This window comes from Streptomyces sp. NPDC107546 (genome assembly GCF_055639175.1).
Genome location: NZ_JBVKBA010000005.1, coordinates 240,074 through 263,992 on the forward strand (window position 1 = coordinate 240,074; position 23,919 = coordinate 263,992).

21 protein-coding genes are annotated in these 23,919 nt (G+C 71.2%); 8 read left to right on the top strand and 13 right to left on the bottom strand.

Annotation, left to right across the window (positions count from 1 at the left end; translation table 11 throughout):
* Positions 1 to 12: 12 nt before the first annotated feature.
* A complete protein-coding gene (locus ACZ7L1_RS09825; RefSeq protein WP_471435731.1) occupies positions 13 to 780 on the bottom strand; it encodes a hypothetical protein in 768 nt (255 codons plus the stop codon).
* Positions 777 to 1,415, bottom strand: a complete 639-nt coding sequence (locus ACZ7L1_RS09830; RefSeq protein WP_471435733.1) for a sigma-70 family RNA polymerase sigma factor — start codon at positions 1,413 to 1,415, stop codon at positions 777 to 779. Before ACZ7L1_RS09830 ends, ACZ7L1_RS09825 begins: the two co-directional genes overlap by 4 nt.
* Before the next feature lie 170 nt (positions 1,416 to 1,585).
* On the opposite strand from ACZ7L1_RS09830, the gene ACZ7L1_RS09835 reads away from it, so the two are divergent.
* From ACZ7L1_RS09835 to ACZ7L1_RS09845, 3 genes are read left to right on the top strand one after another with little or no spacing between them, the layout of a single operon-like run.
* Positions 1,586 to 2,395: a hypothetical protein gene (locus ACZ7L1_RS09835; protein WP_471435734.1), complete on the top strand. Its 810-nt coding sequence runs from the start codon at positions 1,586 to 1,588 to the stop codon at positions 2,393 to 2,395.
* A 15-nt stretch (positions 2,396 to 2,410) separates the two neighbouring features.
* Complete coding sequence (locus ACZ7L1_RS09840) at positions 2,411 to 4,825, top strand: bifunctional polysaccharide deacetylase/glycosyltransferase family 2 protein (protein WP_471435736.1); 2,415 nt, start codon at positions 2,411 to 2,413, stop codon at positions 4,823 to 4,825.
* 20 nt (positions 4,826 to 4,845) lie between these two features.
* A complete protein-coding gene (locus ACZ7L1_RS09845) occupies positions 4,846 to 7,173 on the top strand; it encodes a transglycosylase domain-containing protein (RefSeq protein WP_471435738.1) in 2,328 nt (775 codons plus the stop codon).
* A 55-nt stretch (positions 7,174 to 7,228) separates the two neighbouring features.
* Here the strand turns inward: ACZ7L1_RS09845 and ACZ7L1_RS09850 are convergent, their stop codons facing one another.
* The 3 genes from ACZ7L1_RS09850 to ACZ7L1_RS09860 all read right to left on the bottom strand — a co-directional run bounded on the left by ACZ7L1_RS09850 (position 7,229) and on the right by ACZ7L1_RS09860 (position 10,202).
* Positions 7,229 to 7,393, bottom strand: a complete 165-nt coding sequence (locus ACZ7L1_RS09850; protein WP_471435739.1) for a hypothetical protein — start codon at positions 7,391 to 7,393, stop codon at positions 7,229 to 7,231.
* A 62-nt stretch (positions 7,394 to 7,455) separates the two neighbouring features.
* Positions 7,456 to 9,579: an FG-GAP-like repeat-containing protein gene (locus tag ACZ7L1_RS09855; protein ID WP_471435741.1), complete on the bottom strand. Its 2,124-nt coding sequence runs from the start codon at positions 9,577 to 9,579 to the stop codon at positions 7,456 to 7,458.
* An 80-nt stretch (positions 9,580 to 9,659) separates the two neighbouring features.
* The gene (locus tag ACZ7L1_RS09860) at positions 9,660 to 10,202 is read right to left on the bottom strand and encodes a hypothetical protein (protein WP_471435743.1); all 543 of its coding nucleotides are present in this window, start codon (positions 10,200 to 10,202) and stop codon (positions 9,660 to 9,662) included.
* Positions 10,203 to 11,710: 1,508 nt separating this feature from the next.
* Here ACZ7L1_RS09860 and ACZ7L1_RS09865 point away from each other — a divergent pair.
* The 3 genes from ACZ7L1_RS09865 (at position 11,711) to ACZ7L1_RS09875 (ending at position 15,938) form a co-directional block, all read left to right on the top strand.
* Entirely contained in the window at positions 11,711 to 15,130 is a 3,420-nt protein-coding gene (locus ACZ7L1_RS09865; RefSeq protein ID WP_471435745.1) for an ALF repeat-containing protein, read from the top strand.
* Complete coding sequence (locus ACZ7L1_RS09870) at positions 15,124 to 15,516, top strand: hypothetical protein (protein ID WP_471435747.1); 393 nt, start codon at positions 15,124 to 15,126, stop codon at positions 15,514 to 15,516. Before ACZ7L1_RS09865 ends, ACZ7L1_RS09870 begins: the two co-directional genes overlap by 7 nt.
* Positions 15,517 to 15,764: 248 nt before the next feature.
* Positions 15,765 to 15,938 (top strand): hypothetical protein, encoded by a 174-nt coding sequence (locus ACZ7L1_RS09875; protein ID WP_471435749.1) that lies wholly within the window; start codon positions 15,765 to 15,767, stop codon positions 15,936 to 15,938.
* A 72-nt stretch (positions 15,939 to 16,010) separates the two neighbouring features.
* Here the strand turns inward: ACZ7L1_RS09875 and ACZ7L1_RS09880 are convergent, their stop codons facing one another.
* Entirely contained in the window at positions 16,011 to 16,391 is a 381-nt protein-coding gene (locus ACZ7L1_RS09880) for a VOC family protein (protein ID WP_471435750.1), read from the bottom strand.
* 127 nt (positions 16,392 to 16,518) lie between these two features.
* Complete coding sequence (locus ACZ7L1_RS09885; protein WP_471435752.1) at positions 16,519 to 16,956, bottom strand: MarR family winged helix-turn-helix transcriptional regulator; 438 nt, start codon at positions 16,954 to 16,956, stop codon at positions 16,519 to 16,521.
* Between the two features lie 62 nt (positions 16,957 to 17,018).
* On the opposite strand from ACZ7L1_RS09885, the gene ACZ7L1_RS09890 reads away from it, so the two are divergent.
* Complete coding sequence (locus tag ACZ7L1_RS09890) at positions 17,019 to 17,816, top strand: alpha/beta fold hydrolase (protein WP_471435754.1); 798 nt, start codon at positions 17,019 to 17,021, stop codon at positions 17,814 to 17,816.
* A 31-nt stretch (positions 17,817 to 17,847) separates the two neighbouring features.
* Here ACZ7L1_RS09890 and ACZ7L1_RS09895 read toward each other — a convergent pair whose 3' ends face one another.
* The 3 genes from ACZ7L1_RS09895 to ACZ7L1_RS09905 form a co-directional block, all read right to left on the bottom strand.
* Positions 17,848 to 18,321, bottom strand: a complete 474-nt coding sequence (locus ACZ7L1_RS09895; RefSeq protein WP_471435756.1) for a carboxymuconolactone decarboxylase family protein — start codon at positions 18,319 to 18,321, stop codon at positions 17,848 to 17,850.
* Between the two features lie 284 nt (positions 18,322 to 18,605).
* Entirely contained in the window at positions 18,606 to 19,040 is a 435-nt protein-coding gene (locus ACZ7L1_RS09900) for a DUF2267 domain-containing protein (protein ID WP_471435917.1), read from the bottom strand.
* A 194-nt stretch (positions 19,041 to 19,234) separates the two neighbouring features.
* Positions 19,235 to 19,657: an Hsp20/alpha crystallin family protein gene (locus tag ACZ7L1_RS09905; RefSeq protein WP_471435758.1), complete on the bottom strand. Its 423-nt coding sequence runs from the start codon at positions 19,655 to 19,657 to the stop codon at positions 19,235 to 19,237.
* A gap of 279 nt (positions 19,658 to 19,936) precedes the next feature.
* Between ACZ7L1_RS09905 and ACZ7L1_RS09910 the strand changes: the two genes are divergently transcribed.
* On the top strand, positions 19,937 to 20,239 hold the full coding sequence (locus tag ACZ7L1_RS09910) for a hypothetical protein (protein ID WP_471435759.1): 303 nt from the start codon (positions 19,937 to 19,939) through the stop codon (positions 20,237 to 20,239).
* Between the two features lie 127 nt (positions 20,240 to 20,366).
* Here ACZ7L1_RS09910 and ACZ7L1_RS09915 read toward each other — a convergent pair whose 3' ends face one another.
* The 3 genes from ACZ7L1_RS09915 to ACZ7L1_RS09925 form a co-directional block, all read right to left on the bottom strand.
* Positions 20,367 to 20,804 carry a hypothetical protein gene (locus ACZ7L1_RS09915; RefSeq protein WP_471435760.1) on the bottom strand — a complete coding sequence of 146 codons (438 nt, stop codon included), beginning with the start codon at positions 20,802 to 20,804 and terminating at the stop codon, positions 20,367 to 20,369.
* Between the two features lie 109 nt (positions 20,805 to 20,913).
* Positions 20,914 to 22,392, bottom strand: a complete 1,479-nt coding sequence (locus ACZ7L1_RS09920; RefSeq protein WP_471435761.1) for an MFS transporter — start codon at positions 22,390 to 22,392, stop codon at positions 20,914 to 20,916.
* A gap of 65 nt (positions 22,393 to 22,457) precedes the next feature.
* A complete protein-coding gene (locus tag ACZ7L1_RS09925) occupies positions 22,458 to 23,795 on the bottom strand; it encodes a DUF445 domain-containing protein (protein WP_471435762.1) in 1,338 nt (445 codons plus the stop codon).
* Positions 23,796 to 23,919 lie beyond the last annotated feature (124 nt).

Consider the following 23,919-nt stretch of genomic DNA (forward strand, 5'->3'; position numbering starts at 1 on the left):
ACCAGACCGGTGTCACTGCCCCTTCTTGCCGGAAGAACCGGCAGAAGCAGACGGCGTCTTCCCTGCGGTGCCACTGCCCGCCGCGCCGTCGCCCCCGCCGTGGGGGGCACCGCCCGACGCCGGCAGATGGGCGCAGTAGTCCGCGACAGCCGCTTCGCTTCCCGCCGCCTCGACAAGGCGCCGCGGTGCGGCCGGCGGATGGCCGTGTGTCTGCCGGGCCGCCCGGTAGGCGGTGCACAGGCTGCGCAGCGACTGGGCTGCCGCGGACGGGGCCGCCGCGTCGGAGGAGGAGCGCGCTCCGGGCTTCCCGCTTCCGGGGGCCGCGCCGGTGGCACCGGCGTCAGGGAGTTGGCCGGGTGCGCGCGTCGTCGAGGGCCGCGGCTGGGAGGAGGCGGAGACCTGCGCTTCGCCCGGGGTCCGTCCCGAGGCTCCCGGGAGGGGCAGGTGGAGGGCGTTGGTCTGGACGGCCACCGCCACCCCGCCGAACGTCAGCGCGGCCGCCACCGCGCCGATCCCGGCCTTGGTCCATCCCGGCGTCCTGCGGCGGCGGTAGCGGGGCACACCCGCCGACGCGTCCGGGAGGGCTCCGGCCGACACGGCCCGGAAGGCGGCCACCGCGGCCTCCTCGCCGTCCGCGGGCGAGACGTCCTCGGGGGTGGCGGCCGCCGCCCACAGCACCGCCGACAGACTGCCGAACTCCCCACCGCCCGCATCCGGTGCACGCTGCAGCAACCGCTCGGCCGTGCGGTCGTCCAGCCGGCTCCGCTGTCCTTTCCTCACGCGGTGTCCTCCAGTATCGCCGGTCGGCCCACGGCCGGGCGTGGCGGCTGACCGGTGTGCAGCATCTCGGCCAGTTTCCTCAAACCCCGGTAGGCGCAGACGCGTACGGTGCCGGGACGCTTGCCCAGCACCCGTCCGGCCTGCTTGGCGTCCAGCCCCAGCACGACGCGCAGCAGGACCGCCTCCGCCTGGTCGCGGGGGAGACTGGCGATGAGCGCCAGGGCGCGGTCCGTGGACACCGATTCGAGCGCCTCGTTCGCGGTGTCGGACGCCGACGGCAGGTCCAGCAGGTCGTTCTCGTCGCCGCCGGTCACGGGGCGTCGGCCGGAACGTCGCAGATGGTCGAGCGCCCGGTTGCGGGCGACCTTGGCGGCCCAGCCACGGAACCCGTCACCGTCCCCGTGGAACGTGCCGAGGTCACGGGCGATGTGCAGCCATGCCTCGGACATCACGTCCTCCGCGTCGGCCGCGCCGACCAGCGTCCGCACATAGCGCAGCAGCATCGGGTGCACCATCCGGTAGACGCGGCGGAACCCGTCCTCGTCACCGTTCCGGGCGGCGTGCACGGCATCGGTGAGGGCGGCGTCATGACTCTGCCGGTCCCGGGCCGCCGGGTCTCTCCTTGCCTCGCGCACGGTGGTCATCCTGCCGCACGGCGGGCCCCGACAGACCACCGGCCCGGTTCCTCACCGTTTGTGCGACTCGTCCCGCACCGTAGGGACGAGGTGTAACACTTCCGGCCGAGTCGGCTCTCTCTTTGCGGTCGGCCGAGTCGGCAGGCCGGTCAGGACAGGGGGCACAACTCGTGCAGTGGACGGACGAAAGCGGCAGAACGTACGGCGAGGATCCGTACGGCGGCGTCGGGTACCCGTATGCCCACGGGTACGACCACGGCGGCAGCACCGTCGCGGACACCGCCACCGTGCCCGGGTACCCGACACACCTCGGGCAGTGGACGCACCCGGGCGGTGGCCCCCGTGCGACGGGACCGGACCCCTACGTCACCGGAACGCCGTCTTACACGGTCGGCACGCAGCCTTATGCGGCCGGCACACCGCCTTACGCGACCGGACCGGCCCCCGCACCCACGGGATGGGACGCCCCCCACGGCGACGTCCTGACCGTGCCGCCCCCGGAACCCGACACCCCCGGCCACGTACCAGCCGCGGACGCAGCCGACAGCGAGTCGGTGCGGCCCGTCTTCGTCGACTCCTCCGGGCGACGCCAGCGCCGCGTGCTGCGCGCCGTCCGGCTGCTGCTGATCCCCGCCGGCGGCTACGTCGCCCTGCTGATCAGCGCGGCGCTGGGCGGCCCCACCCTCGACGCCCCCTTCGTCCCCCAGCCGGACCCCACGCACCACCCGGCGGGGCCCAGCGCGGCCGCGCCCGACTCCTCCCCCGAAGCCGGCCGGTCCGCAGGGAGCGCGAGCCCCACCACGGCGCACCAGGCCTCCCGCCCCGCCGCCCGGCCGACAGCGGCCGCCACCCGTGCGGCCACGTCCGCGCCCACCGCCGGCGCCTCCCCGACTCCGGCCCCGGCCGCCACCCGTGCCGCCGCGCCCAGCCCCACCCCCAAGGGCCGCGCGATCGGCTCGTCCCACAAGCCCGTGAAGTGACCAAGGCCCCCTGACGTGACCAACCGCCGTCGCAGCGACGCCGCTCCCCCGCGCCGCCACAGCCACAGCCGCAGCACCCGCGAGATCACGCCCCGCACCCACTGGCTGCTGCTGAGCGTGCTCGCGGTGACCCTGTCGGCGGCCCTGCTGCTGCAGGGTTACACCCACCACATGTTCGGCATCGCGTCGGACGACGTGACCGGCGCCCGCGGCCGGAACGACACGGTGCCCGGCCAGGTGGTCCACGGCGGCCCGGTGGTCGCGAACGCCGCCACCTCCCCGCACACCGCCCGGGCGAAGGCCCGCACCATCGCGCTGACCTTCGACGACGGCCCGGATCCCGTCTGGACGCCACGGATCCTGGACGTGTTGCGCCGCAACCATGTGCACGCGACCTTCTTCGTCGTCGGAACCCAGGTCGTCGCCCATCCGGAGCTGGTCCGCCGGATCATCGCCGACGGCAACCAGGTCGGCGTCCACACCTTCACCCATCCCGACCTGGCCCGCCTCGCCCCGTGGCAGCGTTCCCTGGAGCTGCGGGAGACCCAACTGGCGGTGGCCGGCGCCGCGGGGGTCACCACCGCGCTGCTGAGGCCGCCGTACTCCTCGGAGAACGACGCGCTGAGCGACACCGACTGGACCGTCCTCAAGGAGGCCGACGCGGCGGGCTATGTCACGGTGCTCGCCACCCGGGACGCCGAGGACTGGCAGCGGCCCGGCGTGGACCGCATCGTCGCGAACGCGACACCCCACGGTCCCGCGGGGCAGATCGTGCTGATGCACGACGCCGGCGGTGACCGGGCGCAGACCGTCGCCGCACTGGATGTCCTGGTGCCACGCCTGAAGGCCCGGGGTTTCCGGTTCGCGACGGTCGGCGACGCCGTCGGCATGAGCGCACCCGTGCGGCCCGCCGGGCTCCGCGACCACCTGCAGGGGCTGGCCCTCATCTGGATGCTGCGGGGCGGCGACTGGGTCGTGTGGCTGCTGGGCGTGCTGATGTACGCGGCGGGGGCGATCAGCGTGCTGCGCGCGGTGGTCGTGCTGATCGCCGCCCGACGGCACCGGCGGCTGCGGGCCCGGCGCCGGGGCCGGACCTGGGGGCCGCCGGTGACCGAGCCCGTCAGCGTCATCGTCCCCGCCTACAACGAGAGCGCGGGGATCGAGGCGGCCGTACGCTCGCTGCTCGGCTCCGACCATCCGGTGGAGATCATCGTGGTGGACGACGGTTCGACCGACGGCACCGCCGACCTGGTGGAGTCGCTGCGCCTGCCGGGGGTGCGTGTGATCCGGCAGCGGAACGCGGGCAAGCCCGCCGCCCTCAACACCGGACTCGCCGCCGCCACCTGGGACCTGGTGGTCATGGTCGACGGCGACACGGTCTTCGAAGCCGACACCGTCCGCACGCTCGTGCAGCCCTTCGCCGATCCCCGCGTGGGTGCCGTCTCGGGCAACGCCAAGGTCGTCAACCGGGGCGGTCTGCTGGGCCGTTGGCAGCACATCGAGTACGTGATCGGATTCAACCTGGACCGGCGCCTGTTCGACCTCGCCGAGTGCATGCCGACCGTTCCGGGCGCGGTGGGCGCGTTCCGCCGCCGGGCGCTGCTGGACCTCGGCGGCGTCAGCGACGTCACCCTCGCCGAGGACACCGACCTCACCATGGCGCTGTGCCGCGCCGGCTGGCGCGTGGTGTACGAGGAGGGCGCGAAGGCGTGGACCGAGGCGCCCGCGTCACTGAACGCCCTGTGGCGGCAGCGGTACCGCTGGTGCTACGGCACCCTGCAGGCCATGTGGAAGCACCGCGGGGCACTGGTGCAACGGGGTGCCGCCGGGAAACTGGGGCGCCGGGGCCTGGTCTATCTGCTGCTCTTCCAGGTGCTGCTGCCCCTGCTCGCCCCCGTCGTGGACGTCTTCGCCGTGTACGGGCTGGTCTTCCTCGACCCGGTGCGGGTCATCGGGCTGTGGCTGGCCTTCCTGCTGCTGCAACTCGTCATGGGCCTGTACGCGTTCCGCCTGGACGGGGAGCGGCCGGGCCCGCTGTGGAGTCTGCCGCTGCAGCAGTTCGTCTACCGGCAGCTGATGTACCTGGTGGTGATCCAGTCCGTGTTCACCGCCGTGTCGGGCTCGCGGCTGCGCTGGCAGCGCATGGAGCGGTACGGCAGCCTGCAGGCCCCGGCCCCGGTGGGTGCGGAGGCTCCCCCGAGCGACCTCAGCCGGCAGGCGCCCGGTTTCGCGCAGCCGGCACCGTACGACGGCCCTCCCCCACCGTCGCCGCACGGCCCCCTTCCGCGGCCGGCACCGTACGACGCCCCTCCGCACCCGGCACCGTACGACCCCTTCGCGCGACCGGCACCGTACGACGGACCTCCACAGCCCGCACCCCACGACGGCTTCCGGCAGCCCACGCCGCACGAGACGACCCAGTGGTACTGAGAGGACAGTGACTCGAGCACATGAGCGGACACCGGCGCCGACCGCCGCAGCGCACCTTCGCCGGCAGCCGTGCCGCGGGTGACCGCGCCACGGGCCGCCGGGCCGCACGGCACCAGGCACCCGGCCCGGGGCAGCAGGTCCCCGGGCCGGGCATGTCACGGCGCGTGCGGAGAGCGGCGCCGCAGAGGAAACGGTGGATCGACTACCCGCGCGCGGACAGGACGGGTCCGCGCCGCTGGCTGCCGTCGGTGCGTCAGCTGCTGGGGCTGTTCCTGTTCTTCTTCGGCGCCACGGTGGCGGCCGTCGGTTACGCCTACGCCACGGTCACCATCCCCGACCCCAATCCGTCGACGCTGCTGCAGAACAACGTCTACTACTGGTCCGACGGCACCGTCCTCGCGACCGACGGCAGCGTCAACCGGCAGAACGTCACCCTCGCGCAGGTGCCCGCGGACGTGCAGGGGGACTTCATCGCCGCGGAGAACGCGTCCTTCTACACCGACCCGGGCATCGACCCGCAGGGCATCCTCCGCGCCGTCGTCCACATGACCGAGGGCGGATCCGTGCAGTCCGGATCGACGATCACACAGCAGTTCGTCAAGAACACCTATCTCGACCAGTCGCAGACGCTCTCACGCAAGGTCAAGGAACTGCTGATCTCTTCCAAGATCGGCGCGGTCATGAGCAAGCAGCAGATCCTCCAGGGGTACCTGAACACCTGCTTCTTCGGCCGTCAGGCCAACGGCATCGAGGCCGCCGCCCGCATGTACTACGGGCTCCCGGTAGAGAAGCTCAACGTGAGCCAGGGAGCGTTTCTCGCGGCAGCGGTCAACGAACCGAGCCTCTTCCAGTACGCGGACTCCGACCCCGCGGCCAGGGCGCAGGCCAAGGCACGCTGGTCGTGGGTGCTCGACCGGATGGTGACCGTCGGCAGGCTGACGCCGCAGCAGCGGGCCCGGTACGCGGCCGCCGGCTTTCCGGCGCCCAGGAAGTGGAGCCCCGGTTCGGGGTTCACGGGCCAGGTCGGCTACCTGGTCCAACTGGCCAGGTCGTACGTCCAGGCGCACGATGCGCACATCACCGACAGCAGCCTGAGCCGGGGCGGTTACCAGATCCACACCACCTTCGACAGGAAGAAGACGGCGGAACTGTCCCGGGCCGTGGCGAAGGTGGGCAAGGAGCGCCTCGACCCCGCGCACCGGTCGGTCGACCGGGACGTGCAGGTCGGAGCCGCCTCGGTGGATCCCAGGACCGGAAGGATCCTGGCCGTCTACGGCGGTCCCGGCTTCGACCGGGCCCACTACGCGGACAACGCCGACACCTCCGGCGTCCCGGTGGGCTCGACCTTCAAACCGGTCGTCCTCGCCGCCGCGCTCCAGTACGGGGCCGTCCTGCAACCCGGCAAGTCCCCGCAACCGATCACCCCGGCCGGCAAGTTCGACGGCGACGACGGCATCCAGATCAGGGACCAGCAGGGCCATTACGTCACCGACGACAAGGACCCCACCGGGCTCCTCCACCAGCACAACGACACCGACCAGCGCTGGGGTTACATCTCGCTGCGCACGGCGATGGAGCAGTCGGTCAACACGCCGTACGTGCAGCTCGGGGAGGACGTCGGCTACGGGAACGTCGCGAGGACGGCGGAAGCCCTCGGGCTGCGCTCCGGCAGCCTCGCCGCCCCCAGCGCCGGCTTCTACATCGGCACCTCGACGCCGAGCGCGATCCGGATGGCGGGTGTCTACGCGACCTTCGCCGCCGACGGGATGCAGGCCGCTCCGTACTCGGTGACCGAGGTGACCCACAACGGTTCGCCTCTGACCGGCTTCACCGCCCCCGCCCCCGTACGGGCCCTGCCGACGGCGGTCGCCGAGAACGTGACCGACGTGCTCCGGGGCGTCATCGCCCGGGGAACCGGCACCAAGGCCCAGGCGCTCGGCAGGACCGCTGCCGGCAAGACCGGAACCACCGACGACTACCGGTCGGCCTGGTTCATCGGCTACACCCCGCAACTCGCCACGTCCGTCGTCCTCTTCCGGGAGGACCCGAAGCACCCGCAGTTGCAGTCGCTGATCGGCGTCGGCGGCCTGCAGAAGGTGTTCGGCGGCGACATCCCCACCGAGATCTGGACCCAGTACATGCGCGACGCCCTCGCCGGCCTGCCCGACGCCTCCTTCCCCGTGCCGGCCCCACTCGGCCGGGGTGCCGACGAGCCCGGCGCTCCGTCCCCCTCACCCTCCCGCGCCAAGCCCCCCGTCAAGCGGGGCGGCGGCACCGGCAAGAAGACGGCCCCCACCCGGGACGCCCCTACGGCCGGCCCCGTCTGCCGCCATCGGAAGTGCCGTTGACCCCCGTCCTCCCGCTCGCAGCGCGACGCCCTGCTGCCCGGCAGTCCCGGACGCTCTACGTGATCTGGCCGGCGGCCCACTCGGCCCAGTCGCGGCGCGGGCCGTGACGGTGGGCTACTCCCCCGTCGCTCAGTTGTCGGGCGATGTCGAGGTGGCCGACGTGGCGGGCGTACTCCTGAAGGCCCTCTGTCAGGGCAGCCGGGTACGGGAAGACCGCCACCCCTGGCGAGGTGGCGGTCTTCCCGGCTGCGGTCGCGCTCCGGGCGCGATCCGCTCGAAGCGTTACGAGGGGCTGTTGTAGCGCTCGATCATGTGGACCCGGTCGAAGGTCCAGTTGCCCGGGGCGGCGGTCCAGCTCCCCGCGGGCCCGTTGAGGGTTCCGTCGGCCTTGGTGGTCCAGGTGATGGTCTTCACCGAACCGTCGGCGTAGCCGTAGAAGGTGGCGAGGTCGTCGCGGCCGTCACCGTTGAAGTCCCCGGTCACGAGCTGCATGTGATCCCGGTAGTAGTCGCCGGCGGCGGTGGTCCACAGGTCGGTGCGGTTGCCCAACTGGCCGGAGGGGCCGGTGGGGGTGAAGCCGATCACCGCGTCGTGGCCGTCGGCGTAGTCGTACCAGACCGCGACGTCGTCACGGCCGTCGCCGTCGAAGTCCCCGGAAAGGACGGTGGCCCTGGCGAAGGTCCATCCGGTCGGCGAGTTCCAGCCGGCCACGGGCTCGCCGAAGCCGCCGTCGGGCTTGGCGGGGAAGGTGAAGAACTTGACCTCACCGGTGGCGTAGCCGTAGAGGGCGGCGAGGTCGTCGCGGCCGTCGCCGTTGAAGTCGCCGGTGACGAACTTCATGTTCGTGGCCGTCCAGCCGTCCGTGCGCTGGAACGAGGAGAACGGGGCGTTGAAGCCTCCGTCGGGCTTGGCGAGGAAGGTCTGCAGCTTGTCACTGCCGTCGGCGTAGTCGTACCAGACGGCGATGTCGTCGCGGCCGTCGCCGTTGAAGTCACCGGCGTTGACGGTCATCCGGGAGAAGGTCCAGCCGGAGGTGGCCTTCCAGGAGAACTGGGGAGCGGCGAAGGTGCCGTCTCCCTTGCCGATCCAGGTGATCAGGGCGACTTCGCCGCTGTCGTACCCGTAGAAGGCAGCCACGTCGGCGATGCCGTCCCCGTTGAAGTCACCGGTGACCCTCTTCATGTGGGAGGCCACGTAGTTGCCTGCGGGGGTCTGCCAGCCGCGGGCGGGGGCGCCGAAGCCGCCGTCGGGGGTGGCGGGGAACATGTGGATCTGGTCGCTGCCGTCGGCGTAGTCGTACCAGTCGGCCATGTCGCTGCGGCCGTCGCCGGTGTAGTCGTGGCGGACGGTGGTGCCCGCGGCCCACTGCGACTCGCCGTTGGCGTTGTAGATGACGAAGTTGCCGCGGTCCTGCAGAACCGCCTTGCCACCGGGAGCCGTGGTTCTGGACTGCCACAGGACGGTGGTGCCGTCGGTGTCGACGACGGCGAGGTTCCCGTTGGCGTCGAAGCGGGCGGTCGCGCCGGGGTGACCCCCGGTCTTGGTGGACCACCTGGTGGTGCCCGCGTTGGAGACCACGACCAGGTTGCCGTCGGACTGCAGGGTCAGCCGGGCGGCGTTGGAGGTCAGGCTGTCGCCCGCCCTCAGCACGGTGCCGGCCGCGAGCGTGTTGCCGTGGGCGACGTTGTCCAGCCGGGTGGAGACGGCGTCGGTGCGGGTCTCGGACGAGTCGATCCCGAAGCAGCCGCCCTGGTAGGACTGGCTGCTGAGGGCGACCAGTTCGGTCCTGCCGTCCTTCTGCCGCACGATCGGCCCGCCCGCGTCGCCGGCGCAGATGGCGTCCCCCGCCGTCTTGCCGTGCATGGCGATCGTCGTGCCGTTCACGGAGTCGACGGTGAAGGTCGCGGTGTGGAGTTTGAGCGGTGCCCACTCGTCCTTGGTGCGGCCGTATCCGGCCGCCGTCAGCTCCTCGCCGGCGGCGGGTGCGGTGCTGGCGAACGCGACCGGCGTGATCCCGGTGGTCGGTGAAGCCAGACGGCCCAGCACCAGGTCCCGGTCATCCCGGGGGACGAGTTCGACCACGTCACGGGTCTGGCCACCGGTGGTGGTCAGATCGGTGCGGCCGATGGTGGCCGTGGTCTTCCACTTCGGCTTGCCGGGGGTCACCTGGGTCGCGTCGTCCGCGGCGAAGCAGTGCGCGGACGCGGCGATCCACTGCGGCGCCACCAGTACCGCGGAACAGGCACGCAGGCCGTCCCCTATGTCCAGACGGGCGGTGAAGGCGTAACTGTCGTCGGTGGGGGCAGGGCCGGTGACGGCGGACGCGGGCGGGGCGCACAGAGCGGCCGGGCCGGCGAGGAGTGCGGCGACGAGTGCGGCAACGCGCACGTGTCTGGTGTGTCGCATGACGTGAATTCCTGGGAGTGAGGTCTGCGGGGCCGATGACCGGCCGCCGGCGGAACGGGGCAACGGAGGCTGCACACGGGCTACTTGGAGGACCTGATCTCCACGAGCATGAACGCACGGCCCTGGTCGTCGGCGCTCTCCCCGACCGCGGTCCAGGCGTTCTTGTCGACGTCGAAGGACTTCTGCTCCGTGCCGGTGGTCATGTCCACCTGCGTCGCGTAGTCGTTGCCCTTGATCCCGTAGACGGAGGGGATCTCCAGGGTGAGCCAGCCGGAGTTGCCGGTGACCTGGAAACAGATCTTGTCCCTGCTGCGCGCCCAGACCTCGAGCTGCCCCGTTCCGCTCACGCAGTCGGCGAGCGTGATGTGTCCGTCGCCCCGTTTGAGGACGATGTGCTTCTCCGCCAGGATCTTGTCCGCCTGCGGGTAGTTGAAGTTCTCCACGGCGTAGCCGGGGGCTTCACCGGCGACGGGCGCGGCCGCCTGTGTTCCGGAGTTCCCGGAGGCGGAGGTGCCGCCCGGGAGGGCCAGCCAGGTCAGCGCGCCGGCCACTGCTGCTGCCAGCACGGTACCGACGAATCTCTTGTTCCTCGGCCTTGCCGCGATTGCGCTACGCGCCTTCATTGAAGTCCTATGGGTTGATTCTGATGGGTACGCCAGAACGCGTTCAGTACGTACGTCGGGCTGCGACGGGCCGGGTGGCGGAAGTCGGCGCGAAATGAGCACCCTCAGAAATGCACATGGTCATGGAATCGCCCCCCGGAAATGGGCCATCGACGGGAGAGACCCCTTCTGGGGATCACAGCGTGAAACTCACCCGCAGTCTCGTTCATCCAAGCTGGAATTGTTGATCGCTGTCCACCGGACGAAGAGTGGAAAAAAGGTTACTTTGCAAGAGTCCCGCATGGCGTGTGTCACACGACGAAAGGACTGTCGCCGCCCGTGTAAGGGTTTTAGTCACCTCGTTGTGCGAGCAGCCACCGTTTTTCTGGCCACCACCGCCTTACTGGTTTTCGTGGTCGGGTCCTCGATCCACCGGTCCTGCCTTTGACCGCGGGCTTGACGCTCGGTTCGGGTTCGAGGCAGGTGCCGGCGAGAATGTGGTGAAGAGGCCGGGATGGGGCTGGGCGACGGTGAGCCGGCCCTGCCGCCGAGCGTGGCGTTTCACCCGGCGGCTCCTGCGGCCGGAGCGCGTCCGCCACCCGCGGGCGGCGCCGTCGCGGTTCAACCCGGTTGAGAATGCGGGCCGTTCGCTTCGCCTTGGGTCCCCGTCATGCCACAGACGGCCGACTTGCCGAACGGCGCATCGAAGATCAGCGATGACTCCACGTGTTCCCCCTCCATGGACCTGGTGTCACGCACACGCGGGGAGCCGTCAGGAAGGGTCATTTCCCGAGTCGGACACTCGAAAGCCTGCACGTGGCAGATAAAGCTGATCGAGATGATCCTTGGCTTGCCGTATGCAGAAACGAGGGCGAGGAGAGCCGGCGCAAGCATCTCCAGCGCGATTCCATTCATCCTGCACGGGACGGCCGCAGAGGGATTGGGACACCTCTGCCGCCAGCGTGTGACCTGAACACGTTAACTCCCGGTTGTTCACCTGTCCAGCAAGGCGAAACGGACAACCACGCCAAAAGCAGACAAGAAAGTTGTAGAAATCTGAAATATCTGGGTGGCTGCATTGGTCATTGTGAAGAAACGGTGAAGGTGATGTGCCAGAATAACGGGTTGCCTTGATCCCTGTAAAGATCAGGCAAGGAAAACCGTTCGCGCCCGATGAGTCCTTCGGTGATTCCCGGATGTCGCAGCATTCGGACAACCGGGCCGGATCGGGAGGACCTGCCGGTCATTTATCTGTTCTCCTTTGCTTGCACCGAAAAACTGTGTGAGGATCCCCTTTCGGTTGGCGCACAGGAGAAGTGATGGGGGAAAGTCACCGTGCGCCGATATGGAGCGGCCTGCACTCAAGCGGCACGGTCACAGCTGCCAAGGGCCGCAGGACCGTACGCCCAGGGCGCCCGCCGCGGTTGCCTCCTCGCCCTCCACCGGCCTCGACGAGATGTCCGCCCATCGGTGTCGCGTGCCGCCAGCCACTTCGCCCTGTCAGTCAGCACCTTGAGGACGACACACATATGCAGACAACTTTCTGGAGCAGACGGCGCCTCCTGACTGTGGCGGCTGCCACCGCGGCAGCGTCGGCGCTGCCGCTGACCAAGGCGCCCCGGGCCTTCGCCGACACGAGTGGGACCCCCGACATCCCCTCGCTCCCCGACACACCGCGGGCCAAGGCCGTCGCCGCGTGGCAGGGCGGCGGCAAGGCGACCAAGGCCGCGGCGGCCGCCGCGCTCGCCGGCACCGACGCGGACGTCGAGGCGTTCCTCACCTCGGCGTTGCCGGCCGCCATCGCCGAGGACAACCGGGCCGCCGTCTTCAAGACGCTCTCTCTCGCCGGCAAGGGCACGACCGCCGAGATCTCCCGTGTGCTGGAGGCGGGGGACGCCGAGATCTCGGCCTTCCTCGCCGGTGGGTACAGGACGGCGCAGATGGAGGACATGCGGGTCCTCGCCCTCACGCTGAAGTCGTTGGGCGGCAGTGGCGTGCAGGCGGCCGCGGACACCGCCGTCAACGACGGTTCCGGCGACGCGCTGCTGAAGTTCATCACCGACACCCAGTTCTCCGCGCGTCTGGAGGACGAGACCGTCGAGGTCTTCAAGATCCTCAAGGGTGCCGGGCCCGAGCTCACCAAGTACGCGCGGCGCGCCCTGGACGACGGTGGCGCCGACGCCATCCGCTGGTTCCTGGAGATCGGGCAGAACATCGCCCGGGCCCGGGACGACGAGGCCGCCACCATCGAGCAGCTCGTCGCGGTCACCGAACGGCAGTCCAAGCGTGCCCAGTTGTCGACGGAGAAGGCGAAGGAGGAGTCGGACAAGGCGAAGACCGCCGCCGCCGAGGCCAAGAAGGCCGCGCTGGAGGCCGCCGACGAGGCGCAGGCCGCCAAGGGGGACGTCGCCAAGTCCGCTGCCGCCGCCCGCAAGGCCGCGAGCGCCGCCAAGGGCGCGGCCAACGCCGCCTCCATCGCCATCTCCGCCTCGTACGCCGCCCAGACCGCGGCCCGCAAGGCCGCCTGGGCCGCGCACGCCGCGACGTCCGCCGCCGCCACGGCCGCCTACGCCGCGTCCGCCGCGTACCAGGCCGCCATGGCCGCCTCCAAGGACGCGTCGAAGACGGCGGCCGCGAAGGACGCCGCGATCGCCGCCCGCAACGCCGCTGCCAAGGCGCGTACCGCCGCCAAGGCCGCCGACGCCGCCAAGATCGCCTCCGACCAGTCGGTCGCGGCCGGCAACTCGGCTGCCGCCGCCGCCCGTGACTCCGCCGCCGCCGCGAACGCCTCGGCCACTGCCGCCACCGCCGCCGGCGCGGCCAACTCCGAGGCCGCCGCCGCGCGCGCCGCCGCCGCCGAGGCCGACGCCCAGGCCGCACGCGCCACCAGGGCCGCCTCCTCCGCGCAGTCCCTGGCCAACACCGCGGCGAACGCCGCCGGGGCCGCCCGCGACGCGGCCAACTCCGCGGCCGACCACGCGGAGAAGGCGGCCGCCGCGGCCGACGAGGCGGTCAAGTACGCGGGGCAGGCGCTCGACTTCGCCAACAAGTCCACCGCATACGCCAACGACGCCCAGGCGGCGGCCGATGCCGCGGTCAAGGCTGTCCTGGACGCGCGGGACGTGGAGCAGAAGGCGCGCGACGCGGAGCTGGCCAAGCTCGACGAGTACACCGAGCAGGGCAAGGCCGACGCCGCCGCGCTCGCCGCGCTCGAGCAGCGGGACAACGAAGCGGCCCGCAACCAGCTGACCCAGCAGCAGGCCACGGACTCGGCCACGCTGGACCTGATCGCGGCGGCCGAGAAGGCGTTCAAGGACGGCGACCACCCGACCGCCGTCGGCCACGGCCGCAAGGCCTGCCTCGCTCTGCTGTCGTCGCACGGCACCTGGACCCGCGAGGCCGCGGCGTTCGCGCTCGCCGCCGGTGACGAGTCGATCCTGACCTGGATCGACACCGACCGGACCATCGCGCAGAAGCAGGACGACCGCGAGACCGTCCTCTTCCTGAGCACCGTCTCCACAGCCGGTGTGGCGGCCGCGGCACAGGCGGCCCTGGAGTCCACGGACGAGGCCGCACCCACCGCCTTCCTGACCACCGGCGCGATCGAGGCGGCCAAGGAGGACCAGACTGCGGCGATCTTCCGGATCCTCGGCAACAACCCCGGCAACGCCGTCAGGCAGGCGGCGAACGACGCGCTCAACGACGGGTCGGCCAAGGCGGTGCACGAGTTCTTCACCGTCAAGTACGCGCCGGCTCAGGCCGAGGACGACAACGTGGCCGTCTTCTTGGCCATCGGCTCCGCGGGCCCGTACACCAAGATGATGGCGACCGTGGCGCTCGAGGGCCCGAGCTGGATGCGCCGCAACTTCGTCTCCACCGTCTACCAGCGGACGCTGCAGCTCGACGCGGACTCCGCCGCCCACATCGCGGCGATGCAGGCCTTGCTGGCGCACGCCGCCAAGCTGGCGCAGGACGCGACGACGAACGCGGCCTACGCGCAGAAGGTCGCGGCGGAGGCGCGCAAGGCGTCGGACGAGGCGCAGAAGTGGGCCACCGCCGCCACGAACTCCGCCGCCAAGGCGCAGACGTACAAGCAGCAGGCGCAGGCGAACGCGGACGCCGCGGAGAAGTCCGCGGCCGACGCCCAGGCCTCCGCCGACAAGGCGAAGAGCGCGGCGCTGGCCGCCCGGGGCGCCTCACGGCGCGCCAACTACTCGGCGAACCAGGCGACCGCCGCCGCGGCAGCGGCGACCATCTCCGCCAACAACGCGCAGGCTTCCGCCAATGCGGCCGCCGCGTCCGCGCTCCAGGCCGGCAAAGACGCAACGACGGCGGCGAAGGCCGCGTCCGAGGCGAAGCACATCGCCGCCACCAAGCGCAGGCAGGAGCAGATCGCGGCGGCCAAGGCGGCCGCGGAAGCGGCCGCGAAGGCCAAGCAGAACGGCGTCGATCAGGCGGACAACGCCGACAACGACGCGGCGAAGGAACCGTACAGGTTTCTGGGCGGCACGGCGAAGGACTGGAAGGGTGTCGCCGACACGCTCGGCACCATCTCCACGTACACGGGCTACGCCGCCGCCCTGTCGCTGCTGGTGCCCCCGCCGGCGGGCGAGGTCCTCTACGGCGTCTTCGGCGGCGTCTCCCTGATCACCGGTGTGGCCAGCACCGTCATCTACGGGTTCGCCGAAGGGCCGTTCTCCGCGGACTGCCTGAACTCGGCGTTCGGTGTGGCCGTGGGTGTCTTCACCACCGGCCTTCCGTGGGGCAAGTTCGGCGGGGTGATAGGCGACGCCCTCGGCCCGCTCGAACACGGCGCACTGTCCGTCGGCGCCCAGATCCAGCGCGTCGGTACGGCGGCCCTGTCGCCGGCCACCGGTGCCATCGTCTCCGCCGGAAAGGCCGTGGGTGACGCCGTCAGTGACACCTGGCATGACCTGACGCCATGGTAAGAGCTCACGTCACCACGGACGGCTGGGTCCTCATCGCCGGCGCCGCCACCATCGTCTACCTGGTGGCGATGCGCTGGTGCATGCCCACCCCCAAGGCGAAACAGCGCGTGTCCGTGGCGCCCTTCGTCGGCCTGGTCTTCTTCGTGCCCGCGGCCGTGGTGAGGGGTTACTCCCTCTCCCACACGCTGTACTTGTACAGCTGCGTCCTGCTCACGTTCGTCGTCATGCTGGTCCCGGTGCGGAAGAGGGTGATGGCCGACATCGTCGAGCAGCAGCAGAAGCCCTGGGAAAAGGTCCCGTTCGACGTGGTGAGCCTGTACTGGGTGGCCTTCTCGTTCACCGGCTGCGTCATCGCGACGGTCTGTCTGTGGCCGGTCCTCGAATAGCATGACACGGAGCGTAAAGGGCGGCGCACGCCCGTGGTCCGGGTGTGCGCCGCCTTCGGCGTTTCGGCGCCCGGCACCGCCCGGGCGCCGGCACCTCAGGGGTCACCGAGAAGCGGCCGGGCCTACGTGATCTGCCCGGCCGCCCATTCCGCCCAGTCGCGGCGCATGGCGTTGAACCGCAGGCCGTACTCCAGGACGATCCGGCGGGGCTGAGGCCCTTCATCCGGACCAACGTCGTCATCACCGCCGTGTGGACCGCCGCCTTCGCCCTGACCGCCATCGCGCTCGCCGTCGTCGCGCACGCGGGGAACGCCCACTCCACCACGGCCACCCTCATACAGGTCGCCGGGTTCGTGATCCCGATGGTGTTCACGGTCCGCTACATCGCCGCCGTCCAGGCCAAGGCGGCCGGCGCCGCGTGAAACAGATCGGCCGGCCCGTCCTGCCCGGCCGACCCGGTCCTGCACGGTCGACCGGCCGGACGGCCGCGGACGTTACCTCCGTACCCAGAGACAGAACGGGTGCCCCGCCGGGTCGTACAGGACGCGTACGTCGTTCTGGGGTTGGAAGTCCGCCACCGTGGCGCCCAGCGCGCGGGCGTGCTCGACGGCTGTCGGCAGGTCGGCCACCTCGATGTCCAGGTGCATCATCATCTGCTGGTCGGACGGGGTGGACGGCCAGCGTGGGCGCCTGTAGGACGGCTCTGTCTGGAACGACAGGCCGGCCGTGCCGTCGGGTGGCGCGATCTCGACCCAGCCCGGCTCTTCCTTCCGCACCGGCCAGCCGAGCAGGTCCTGGTAGAACCGCGCGAGCTCGTGGGCGTTCGGCGCGTCGAGGGTGGTCGCGGACAGCGTGAAACGTGGTTGCGGCTTCATGGGGTCCTGGTGCCCCGGTTTCTTGACGGGAGGCCGTCACGTCAGCGGGAGGGTTCGCTCGACGAGCGTGTCGACCTGGGCACGCCCCGTGTCAGGGCTGGGCGGCCAGCGCGTCCAGCAGTTCCACCTACGGGCTCTCTTCGCCGTTGAGTCGCCGGAGCAGGCCGAGGAGTGTCTCCCGGTCCCCCGCCGGCAGGACGGCGAAGCATTCGGCGAGTACTTCGTCGGCGACCTTGCCTCCCCTCGCCAGGACCTGTTCGCCGGCGGATGTCAGGTGGTGCTCGATGCGGCGGCCGCGGCCCGGGCGGCGCTCGATCAGGCCCTGGGTGGTCAGGCGGGCCGCGAGGGTGCCGAAGGCCTGTTCGGTCTGGAAGGTCGCCGCGGCGAGTTCGCGGGCCGACGCCCCGGGGGAGCGGCTGATCGCCCTAAGGGCGTCCCACTGGGCGAGCGTCGTCCCGACGGCCGCGAGGGCGCTGTCGAGCGCCCGGTGCTGCCGGTACTGGGCTTGCTTGACCGCTCTGCCGAGGACTTGAAGGTCGCCGAGGTCGCCGCGCGTGAACTGCATGATGCAAGTCTACGCTCGTGACTAAGCTAGCTTAAATAAAGATATTTAGTTACTGTGGTCGCATGCAGACAGAGACCACAGCGGTCGTCCACGACGACCTGCCCCTCACCTTGTCGGAGGCCGGCCGCGGCAGGCCGGTCCTGATCCTGCACGGCGGTGGAGGCCCGGCCACGATGACCGGTCTGGCCGCGCGCCTCTCCGAGAGCGCGCACACCCTCACGCCCGTGCACCCCGGATGGGACGGCACCCACCGGCCCGCGTGGCTCACCGGTGTCGACGACCTGGCCCTCGCCTACCTGGACCTTCTGCGCGACCGTGCGCTGGACGACATCCTGGTCGTCGGCTCCTCGCTCGGCGGCTGGATCGCCGCCGAGATGGCCGTGCGCGACACGGCCGGGATCATCAGCGGCCTCGTCCTGATCGACGCCGTCGGCGTGCACATCGAGTCGGAACCGATCACCGACTTCTTCGCCCTCGACGCCCGCGGCGTCGCCGAGCACTCCTGGCACGACCCGGACCGCCACTACGTCGACCCGGCCGGCATTCCCTCCGACCAATTCGCCGTCCGCCAGGCCAACATGGCCACCCTGCACACCCTGGCCGGCGACCCCTACATGCACGACCCCAAGCTGCTGCGCCGGCTCGGCCGCGTCCGGGTTCCCGCCCTTGTGCTCTGGGGCGAGAGCGACCGTATCGTCAGCCCCGCCTACGGCGCCGCGTACGCCGAGGCCTTCGGTGACGGCCGGCTCGAGGTCGTCCCGAAGGCGGGCCACCTGCCGCACATCGAGCAGCCGGACGCCACCTTCGCGCACATCGCCGCACACATGGAGGGGCGGGAGCCGCTCGTCGTACACGAGTGACACCCGCCCCTTGAGACCATGCGTCCCAGCGTCAGCCGAACATGCCCGGCCGGTAGTCCCCCGCCGGCTGCCGGACGATGACGTTCAGACGGTTGTAGGCGTTGATCACGGCGATCAGGGACACGAGGGCCGCGAGCTGGTCCTCGTCGTAGTACTTGGCGGCGTTCGCCCACGCCTCGTCGGTGACGCCACCGGCCGCGTCGGCGATGCGGGTGCCCTGCTCGGTCAGTTCCAGGGCGGCGCGCTCCGCGTCGGTGAAGACCGTGGCCTCCCGCCAGGCGGCGATCAGGTTGAGGCGGACGGAGGTCTCCCCGGCATGGGCGGCGTCCTTGGTGTGCATGTCGGTGCAGAAGCCGCAGCCGTTGATCTGGCTGGCGCGGATCTTCACCAGTTCCTGGGTCGCGGCCGGGAGGACCGAGTCCGACACGACCTTGCCCGCGGAGTTGATGTGCTTCAGGAACTTGGCCGCGATCTGGTTGCCGAAGAGGTTGAGACGGGCGTCCATGGTGATCTCCCCACACCTTGCCGTGTCGATGGTTACGCAACAAGGACAGGACGACCCGGTGCGGATGTGACATGCGGGCGGGCCAGATCGGTGTGATGTGCGCCACTCGCCGGCCTTCCGGGAACGCGCTGACGGCCGCGCGGCCGCATGCGGGTGTGCCGGCCGGTCCAGGGTCGCTTCGGGAGGGAGCGGTTGCCGCCGCGGGGCGAGGAGCCGGGTCGCTCGGGGGCGCCGGTCCTCGCTCCGCGGTCATGGGGGCGATCACATATGCGTGGGTGCGGGTGTCACACCGCCGGTGCCAGTTCCGCCTTTCCGAACAACAGCGCGAACCCGGAGGGGAGTTGGCGGAGCAGACGAGTCGTCAGGTCGTCGCCCACCAGGGCGGGCAGCGTGCTGAGGACCGCGCTGACGTCCCAGCGCGCCGTCGCCGGTGTGGCGCCCTCGATACGGGTCGCCACCGCGTCCACGAACTCGGGCGCCGTCAGCGGCCGTGTCACCGGGATCTGCGAGGCGATCAGACGCGCCGCTTCCTCGGGGAGGCGGCGGGCCAGTTCCACGCGCTCGTCGCCGATCACATGTCCGCCGAGGGCGCGGAGCACGATACGGGTGATGCGCTCGGCCTCCTTGATGGTCGTGTACTGGCCGGATTCCTGCACCGCGTCGACCAGCCTGGACCAGTCGGGCCGCGTCGTCGCCTCCACCGCGCTCGGCGCGTCCACCAGGATTGCCGTATCGATCGCGCCCGTCGTCGCCGCTCCGGTCGCCGCCGCCGCTCTCGTCGTGGTCGTACTCATCGTGCGGGTACTCCTCCGTTTCGCTTCCCCACCCGGTCCCCTCCCGGGTACCCGATTGCCGTCGCCCGTCCCGCGGCGTTTTCGGACACGGGACGGGCGCTTTTTTGCCGCGGCGGACGTCAGCTGCTGAGCTGCTTGCGCTTGTCGCCGCCCGTGATCTGGATGCGGCGCGGCTTGGCCTCCTCGGCGACGGGGATGCGGAGGGTGAGGACGCCGGCGTCGTACGAGGCGTCGATGCGTTCCGTGTCCAGGGTGTCGCCCAGGAACAGCTGGCGGGTGAAGGTTCCGGTGGGGCGCTCGGCCACGACCATGTCGGCGCCTTCGGGGGCCGCGGTGCGGCGTTCGGCGCGGACGTTCAGGACGTGGCGTTCGACGTCCAGGTCGATCGACTCGGGGTCGACGCCGGGGAGGTCGAAGTGGACGACGAGTTCGTCACCGGAACGGTAGGCGTCCATCTGCATCGCCGCGGGGCGTGCGGTGCTGCCGAAGACCTGCTGCGTGAGCCGGTCGAGTTCGCGGAACGGGTCGGTGCGCATGAGCATCACAGGTCACTCCCTTCCTGAGGCGCTGCTGTGCGATGCCCTTTACGACTTCTTATATAGCGCGGAGGCAGAAAGTTGACAAGCTCCGACTCAAGTTGCGGGGAGGATGGTGTTTGCGCAGGTGAGTCGGGGGCGTGGGGCCGGACGCGACGGCGCGTGCGGGAAGACGGTGGTGGCGCGCCGGGTGGACACCCCGCGCCGCGACGCGCCCGCGCGCAGGGTTAGCCTCGATCGATCACACACAGATCACACACACGCACCATCAGGAGGCAGGCAGCGATGGCGAAGGTTCCCACAGCTCTGGTCGCCGCGAGCGGACTCGTCGGCGGGTACGGGGTCGCCCGCTGGACGGGGAAGCGGCAGCTGGGCGGGGCCGTACTGGCCGTCGCGGGCGCCGCGGCCGCGCAGCAGTGGCGGCGGCAGGCCGGGGGCGTGGCGGCCGGGGCGCTGAGCGCCGCGTACGTCGCCGCGTTCGCCGGGTCGCACCCGCTGGCCAAGAAGGTGGGCGCGTGGCCGTCGGTGTTCGGGGTCGCCGGGGCCGTCGCGCTGGCGTCCTGGGCCGTGGCCGACCGGCGCGGCTAGGAGAGGCCGACCGGGCCCGGTAGGACAAGCGGACGGCGAGCCCGGCCCCGGCCGTCGACCCTGCTGACCGGGCTCACCGCAGCGGTCCCGAACAGGGCCCAGCCACGTCCATCCTCGCCCCCGGCCCTCACAACGGATTCGTGAGCGTCAGCTCCTCCCTCTCCTTCGCCCACTCCCCCCGGAACGCCCGCGCCACCCCCGCCGCGACCAGTACCCCGGCCGCGATCAGCAGCGTGAAGGCCCCCCAGGCCAAGGGCCACAGGGAGGCGTCCGGGTCCGGATGGGCGCGCAGGGAGACGTGCATCAGCGCGGCCGGGGGTCCCGCCACCAGCAGCAGGGGCCAGCCGAGGTCGTCCCAGTGGCCGAAGTAGGCCGCGAGGAGCAGCAGGGCCAGCGCGAGGAGGAGGACGCCGACGACCGTCACGGGGGTCGTCTCCTCGGTGACCTCGGGGGCCGTGGGGCGGTTGCGCAGGTCCCACGGCAGGCACAGGAGGTACGCCCCGGCCGCGAGCGCGGCGCCGAGCAGGCGGATCAGCCAGCGCTCGGGCCAGGGGCGCCTTCGCATGGGCGGAACAGCTTCTCGGTCATACGTACGAGGGTGACCGCGGAGCGGCGGGGTCGGGAGAGTACGGATACTCAGATCCTCACCGCTACGCGGCCACCGGTGCCGCCTCTTACGGCGTCGCCTGTGCCCCTCGCGTCGTCGTCGCCGCCGTCAGCGGCCGGGCGATGTCCTCCAGCGAGCGCCGTTCCGCCCGTACCGCGAGCAGGGCCGCGACCAGGCCCGCCGCGCACATCACGGCCGCACCGATCTGGAAGGCGAGGACCGTGTCGGCGACCTTGCCGGTGCCGGTGAGGTCCGCGAACAGGATCGGGCCGCTGATACCGCCGGCCGCGGTGCCGATCGCGTAGAAGAAGGCGATGGACATGGCCCTGGTCTCCATCGGGAACACCTCGGAGACCGTCAGATAGGCGCTGGAGGCGCCCGCCGAGGCGAAGAACAGCACCGCGCACCAGCAGGCCGTCAGCGTGCCCGCGCTCAGCGAGCCCTGGTCGAACAGCCAGGCCGTGCCGAACAGCAGCACGCCGGAGATCAGGTATGTCGAGGAGATCATCACCCGACGGCCGACCGTGTCGAAGAGCTTGCCGAGCAGCAGCGGGCCCATGAAGTTGCCGATCGCGATGACGGCGAAGTAGTAGCCGGTGTGGTCGGCGGGCACGTCGAAGAACTTGGTCAGGATCGCGCCGAAGCCGAACGTGATCGCGTTGTAGAGGAACGCCTGGCCGATGAAGAGCGAGAAGCCCAGCACGGAGCGCCTGCGGTAGTCGTGGAAGACCGTGCGGGCGATGGTGGCGAAGCCGATGCTCTCGCGCTGGTGGATGGTGATGGTGCCCTCAGCCTCGGGGAGCCGCTCCCCCCGCTCGTCCTCGATCCGCTGTTCGATGCCGGAGACGACCTGTTCCGCTTCCTGCTCCCGGCCGTGGATCAGCAGCCAGCGTGGGCTTTCGGGGACGTGCCGCCGTACCAGCAGGATGACCAGGCCGAGGACGACGCCAAGGGCGAAGGTCAGCCGCCAGCCCACGTCCTTCGGCAGGATCGCGGTGTTCAGGGCGAGGATCGACAGCAGCGCGCCGCCGACGGCGCCCACCCAGAAGCTGCCGTTGATGATCAGGTCGACCCGGCCGCGGTACTGCGCCGGGATCAGTTCGTCGATCGCGGAGTTGATGGCCGCGTACTCACCGCCGATGCCGAAGCCGGTCAGGAAGCGGAAGAGGAAGAACCACCAGGAGTTGAAGGACACCGCGGTCAGGGCGGTGGCGCCGAGATAGACCGCGAGAGTGATCATGAACAGTTTCTTACGGCCGAACCGGTCGGTCAGACGGCCCCAGAACAGGGCGCCGACGCAGGCGCCCGCCACGTACAGGGCGGCCGCGAGACCGGTGACCTGGCTCGAGCTGATCGCGAGTCCGCTGCCGGGCTCGGACAGACGGCTGGCGATGTTGCCGACGACCGTGACCTCCAGGCCGTCGAGGATCCACACCGTGCCGAGGCCGATCACGATCGTCCAGTGCCAGCGTGACCAGGGCAGACGGTCGAGACGGGCGGGTATGGCGGTGGTGACCGTGCCAGGGCGTGGCGCGGTGATCGACATGGCTCCCTCCTCACGGGCGCCGGGGGTGACGCCGCATGCGCCCCGGGTTCCCGCGCCGGCGCCGGTTACGCCCCCAGCGCCCGCGACACCGTGTAGATCAGCAGCCCGGCCAGCGAACCCACCACCGTGCCGTTGATCCGGATGAACTGCAGGTCGCGGCCGATGTGCGCCTCGATCTTGCGGGTGGTGTGGCCGGCGTCCCAGCTCGCGACCGTGTCCGTGATCAGGGAGGTGATCTCCTTGCGGTAGGTGGTCACGACGTGCACTGCGGCGCCCTCCACCCAGGAGTTCACCTTGCCCTGTGTCTTGGGCTCGGTGGCCATGCGGGCGCCCAGCGACAGCAGCGACGCCCGCACCCGCAGCCGCAGCTCGCTGCGCTCGTCCTCCGCCGCCGAGACGATCATGGAGCGTACGGCCGTCCAGGCGGAGGCGATCAGGTCCTGCACCTCGCCGCGGCCCAGCACCTCGCCCTTGAGCCGCTCCACGCGCGCCCGGGTGTCGGTGTCGGACTGCAGGTCGGAGGCGAAGTCGGCGAGGAACCGGTCGAGGGCGCCGCGCGCGGGGTGCGTGGGCGCGTCCCGCGTCTCGGTGACGAAGCGGAGCAGCTCCTTGTAGACCCGCTCACCGACCTTCTTGTCCACGAAGCGGGGCGTCCAGCCGGGGGCGCCGCCCTGGACCGCGGCCATCACCTGGTCGTCGTGCAGGACGAGCCAGTCGTGGGCGCGGGCGCAGATCAGGTCCACGATCCGTCGGTGGCCGCCGTCCGCGACGACGCGCTCGAGCAGCTTGCCGAGCCCGGGCGCGATCTCCTGGGCGTCGGCGCGGCGGGTGATGGCCTCGCCGACCACCGCCTGGACGTCGGAGTCGCGCAGCACGGTCAGGGCCCCGCGCAGGGCCGTCGCCAGCTCGGCCGTCACCCGATCGGCGTGCTCCGGATCGGCGAGCCAGGCACCCAGACGGCTCGCTATGCCGACGGCGCGCAGCCGCTGCCTTACGACCTCCTGGGACAGGAAGTTCTCCCCGACGAACTCGCCGAGGGAGACGCCGAGCTGGTCCTTCTTGTTCGGGATGATCGCCGTGTGCGGGATCGGCAGGCCGAGCGGGTGACGGAAGAGGGCCGTGACCGCGAACCAGTCGGCGAGCGCGCCGACCATGCCCGCCTCGGCCGCCGCCGCCACATAGCCCGCCCAGGGCCCCGCGCCCGTGTTCTGCGCCCATCTGGCCAGCGCGTACACCACCGCGACCAGCAGCAGCAGCCCGGTCGCCGTGCCCTTCATCCGGCGTACACCCCGGCGCTTCTCCTCGTCGGCAGGGCTGAAGGACGTCATCGCCCGGCCGGCGGCGACGCCCGGGCCGGACGGCTGCCGCACCGTCACCTCGTCGTCCGTCTTCGTCCGTTCCATCCACTCCACCCGTCCGCGTCCCCCGTACACATTGTCCCTTCCCGACCGACTCATGGAACGGAACAGGAGTTCCCGGCGTCTTGTCCGGAGAGGGAAGATTCGGGGGCTTTCCATGGTTACGTCG

Bases quoted from the DNA above. Each gene is read 5' to 3' on its own strand.
- ACZ7L1_RS09865 (WP_471435745.1), top strand. From the start codon at position 11,711: ATGCAGACAACTTTCTGGAGCAGACGGCGCCTCCTGACTGTGGCGGCT.
- ACZ7L1_RS09905 (WP_471435758.1), bottom strand. From the start codon at position 19,657: ATGCTCATGCGCACCGACCCGTTCCGCGAACTCGACCGGCTCACGCAG.
- ACZ7L1_RS09860 (WP_471435743.1), bottom strand. From the start codon at position 10,202: ATGAAGGCGCGTAGCGCAATCGCGGCAAGGCCGAGGAACAAGAGATTC.
- ACZ7L1_RS09880 (WP_471435750.1), bottom strand. From the start codon at position 16,391: ATGAAGCCGCAACCACGTTTCACGCTGTCCGCGACCACCCTCGACGCG.
- ACZ7L1_RS09855 (WP_471435741.1), bottom strand. From the start codon at position 9,579: ATGCGACACACCAGACACGTGCGCGTTGCCGCACTCGTCGCCGCACTC.
- ACZ7L1_RS09890 (WP_471435754.1), top strand. From the start codon at position 17,019: ATGCAGACAGAGACCACAGCGGTCGTCCACGACGACCTGCCCCTCACC.
- ACZ7L1_RS09845 (WP_471435738.1), top strand. From the start codon at position 4,846: ATGAGCGGACACCGGCGCCGACCGCCGCAGCGCACCTTCGCCGGCAGC.
- ACZ7L1_RS09910 (WP_471435759.1), top strand. From the start codon at position 19,937: ATGGCGAAGGTTCCCACAGCTCTGGTCGCCGCGAGCGGACTCGTCGGC.
- ACZ7L1_RS09885 (WP_471435752.1), bottom strand. From the start codon at position 16,956: ATGCAGTTCACGCGCGGCGACCTCGGCGACCTTCAAGTCCTCGGCAGA.
- ACZ7L1_RS09870 (WP_471435747.1), top strand. From the start codon at position 15,124: ATGGTAAGAGCTCACGTCACCACGGACGGCTGGGTCCTCATCGCCGGC.
- ACZ7L1_RS09920 (WP_471435761.1), bottom strand. From the start codon at position 22,392: ATGTCGATCACCGCGCCACGCCCTGGCACGGTCACCACCGCCATACCC.
- ACZ7L1_RS09915 (WP_471435760.1), bottom strand. From the start codon at position 20,804: ATGCGAAGGCGCCCCTGGCCCGAGCGCTGGCTGATCCGCCTGCTCGGC.
- ACZ7L1_RS09925 (WP_471435762.1), bottom strand. From the start codon at position 23,795: ATGGAACGGACGAAGACGGACGACGAGGTGACGGTGCGGCAGCCGTCC.
- ACZ7L1_RS09895 (WP_471435756.1), bottom strand. From the start codon at position 18,321: ATGGACGCCCGTCTCAACCTCTTCGGCAACCAGATCGCGGCCAAGTTC.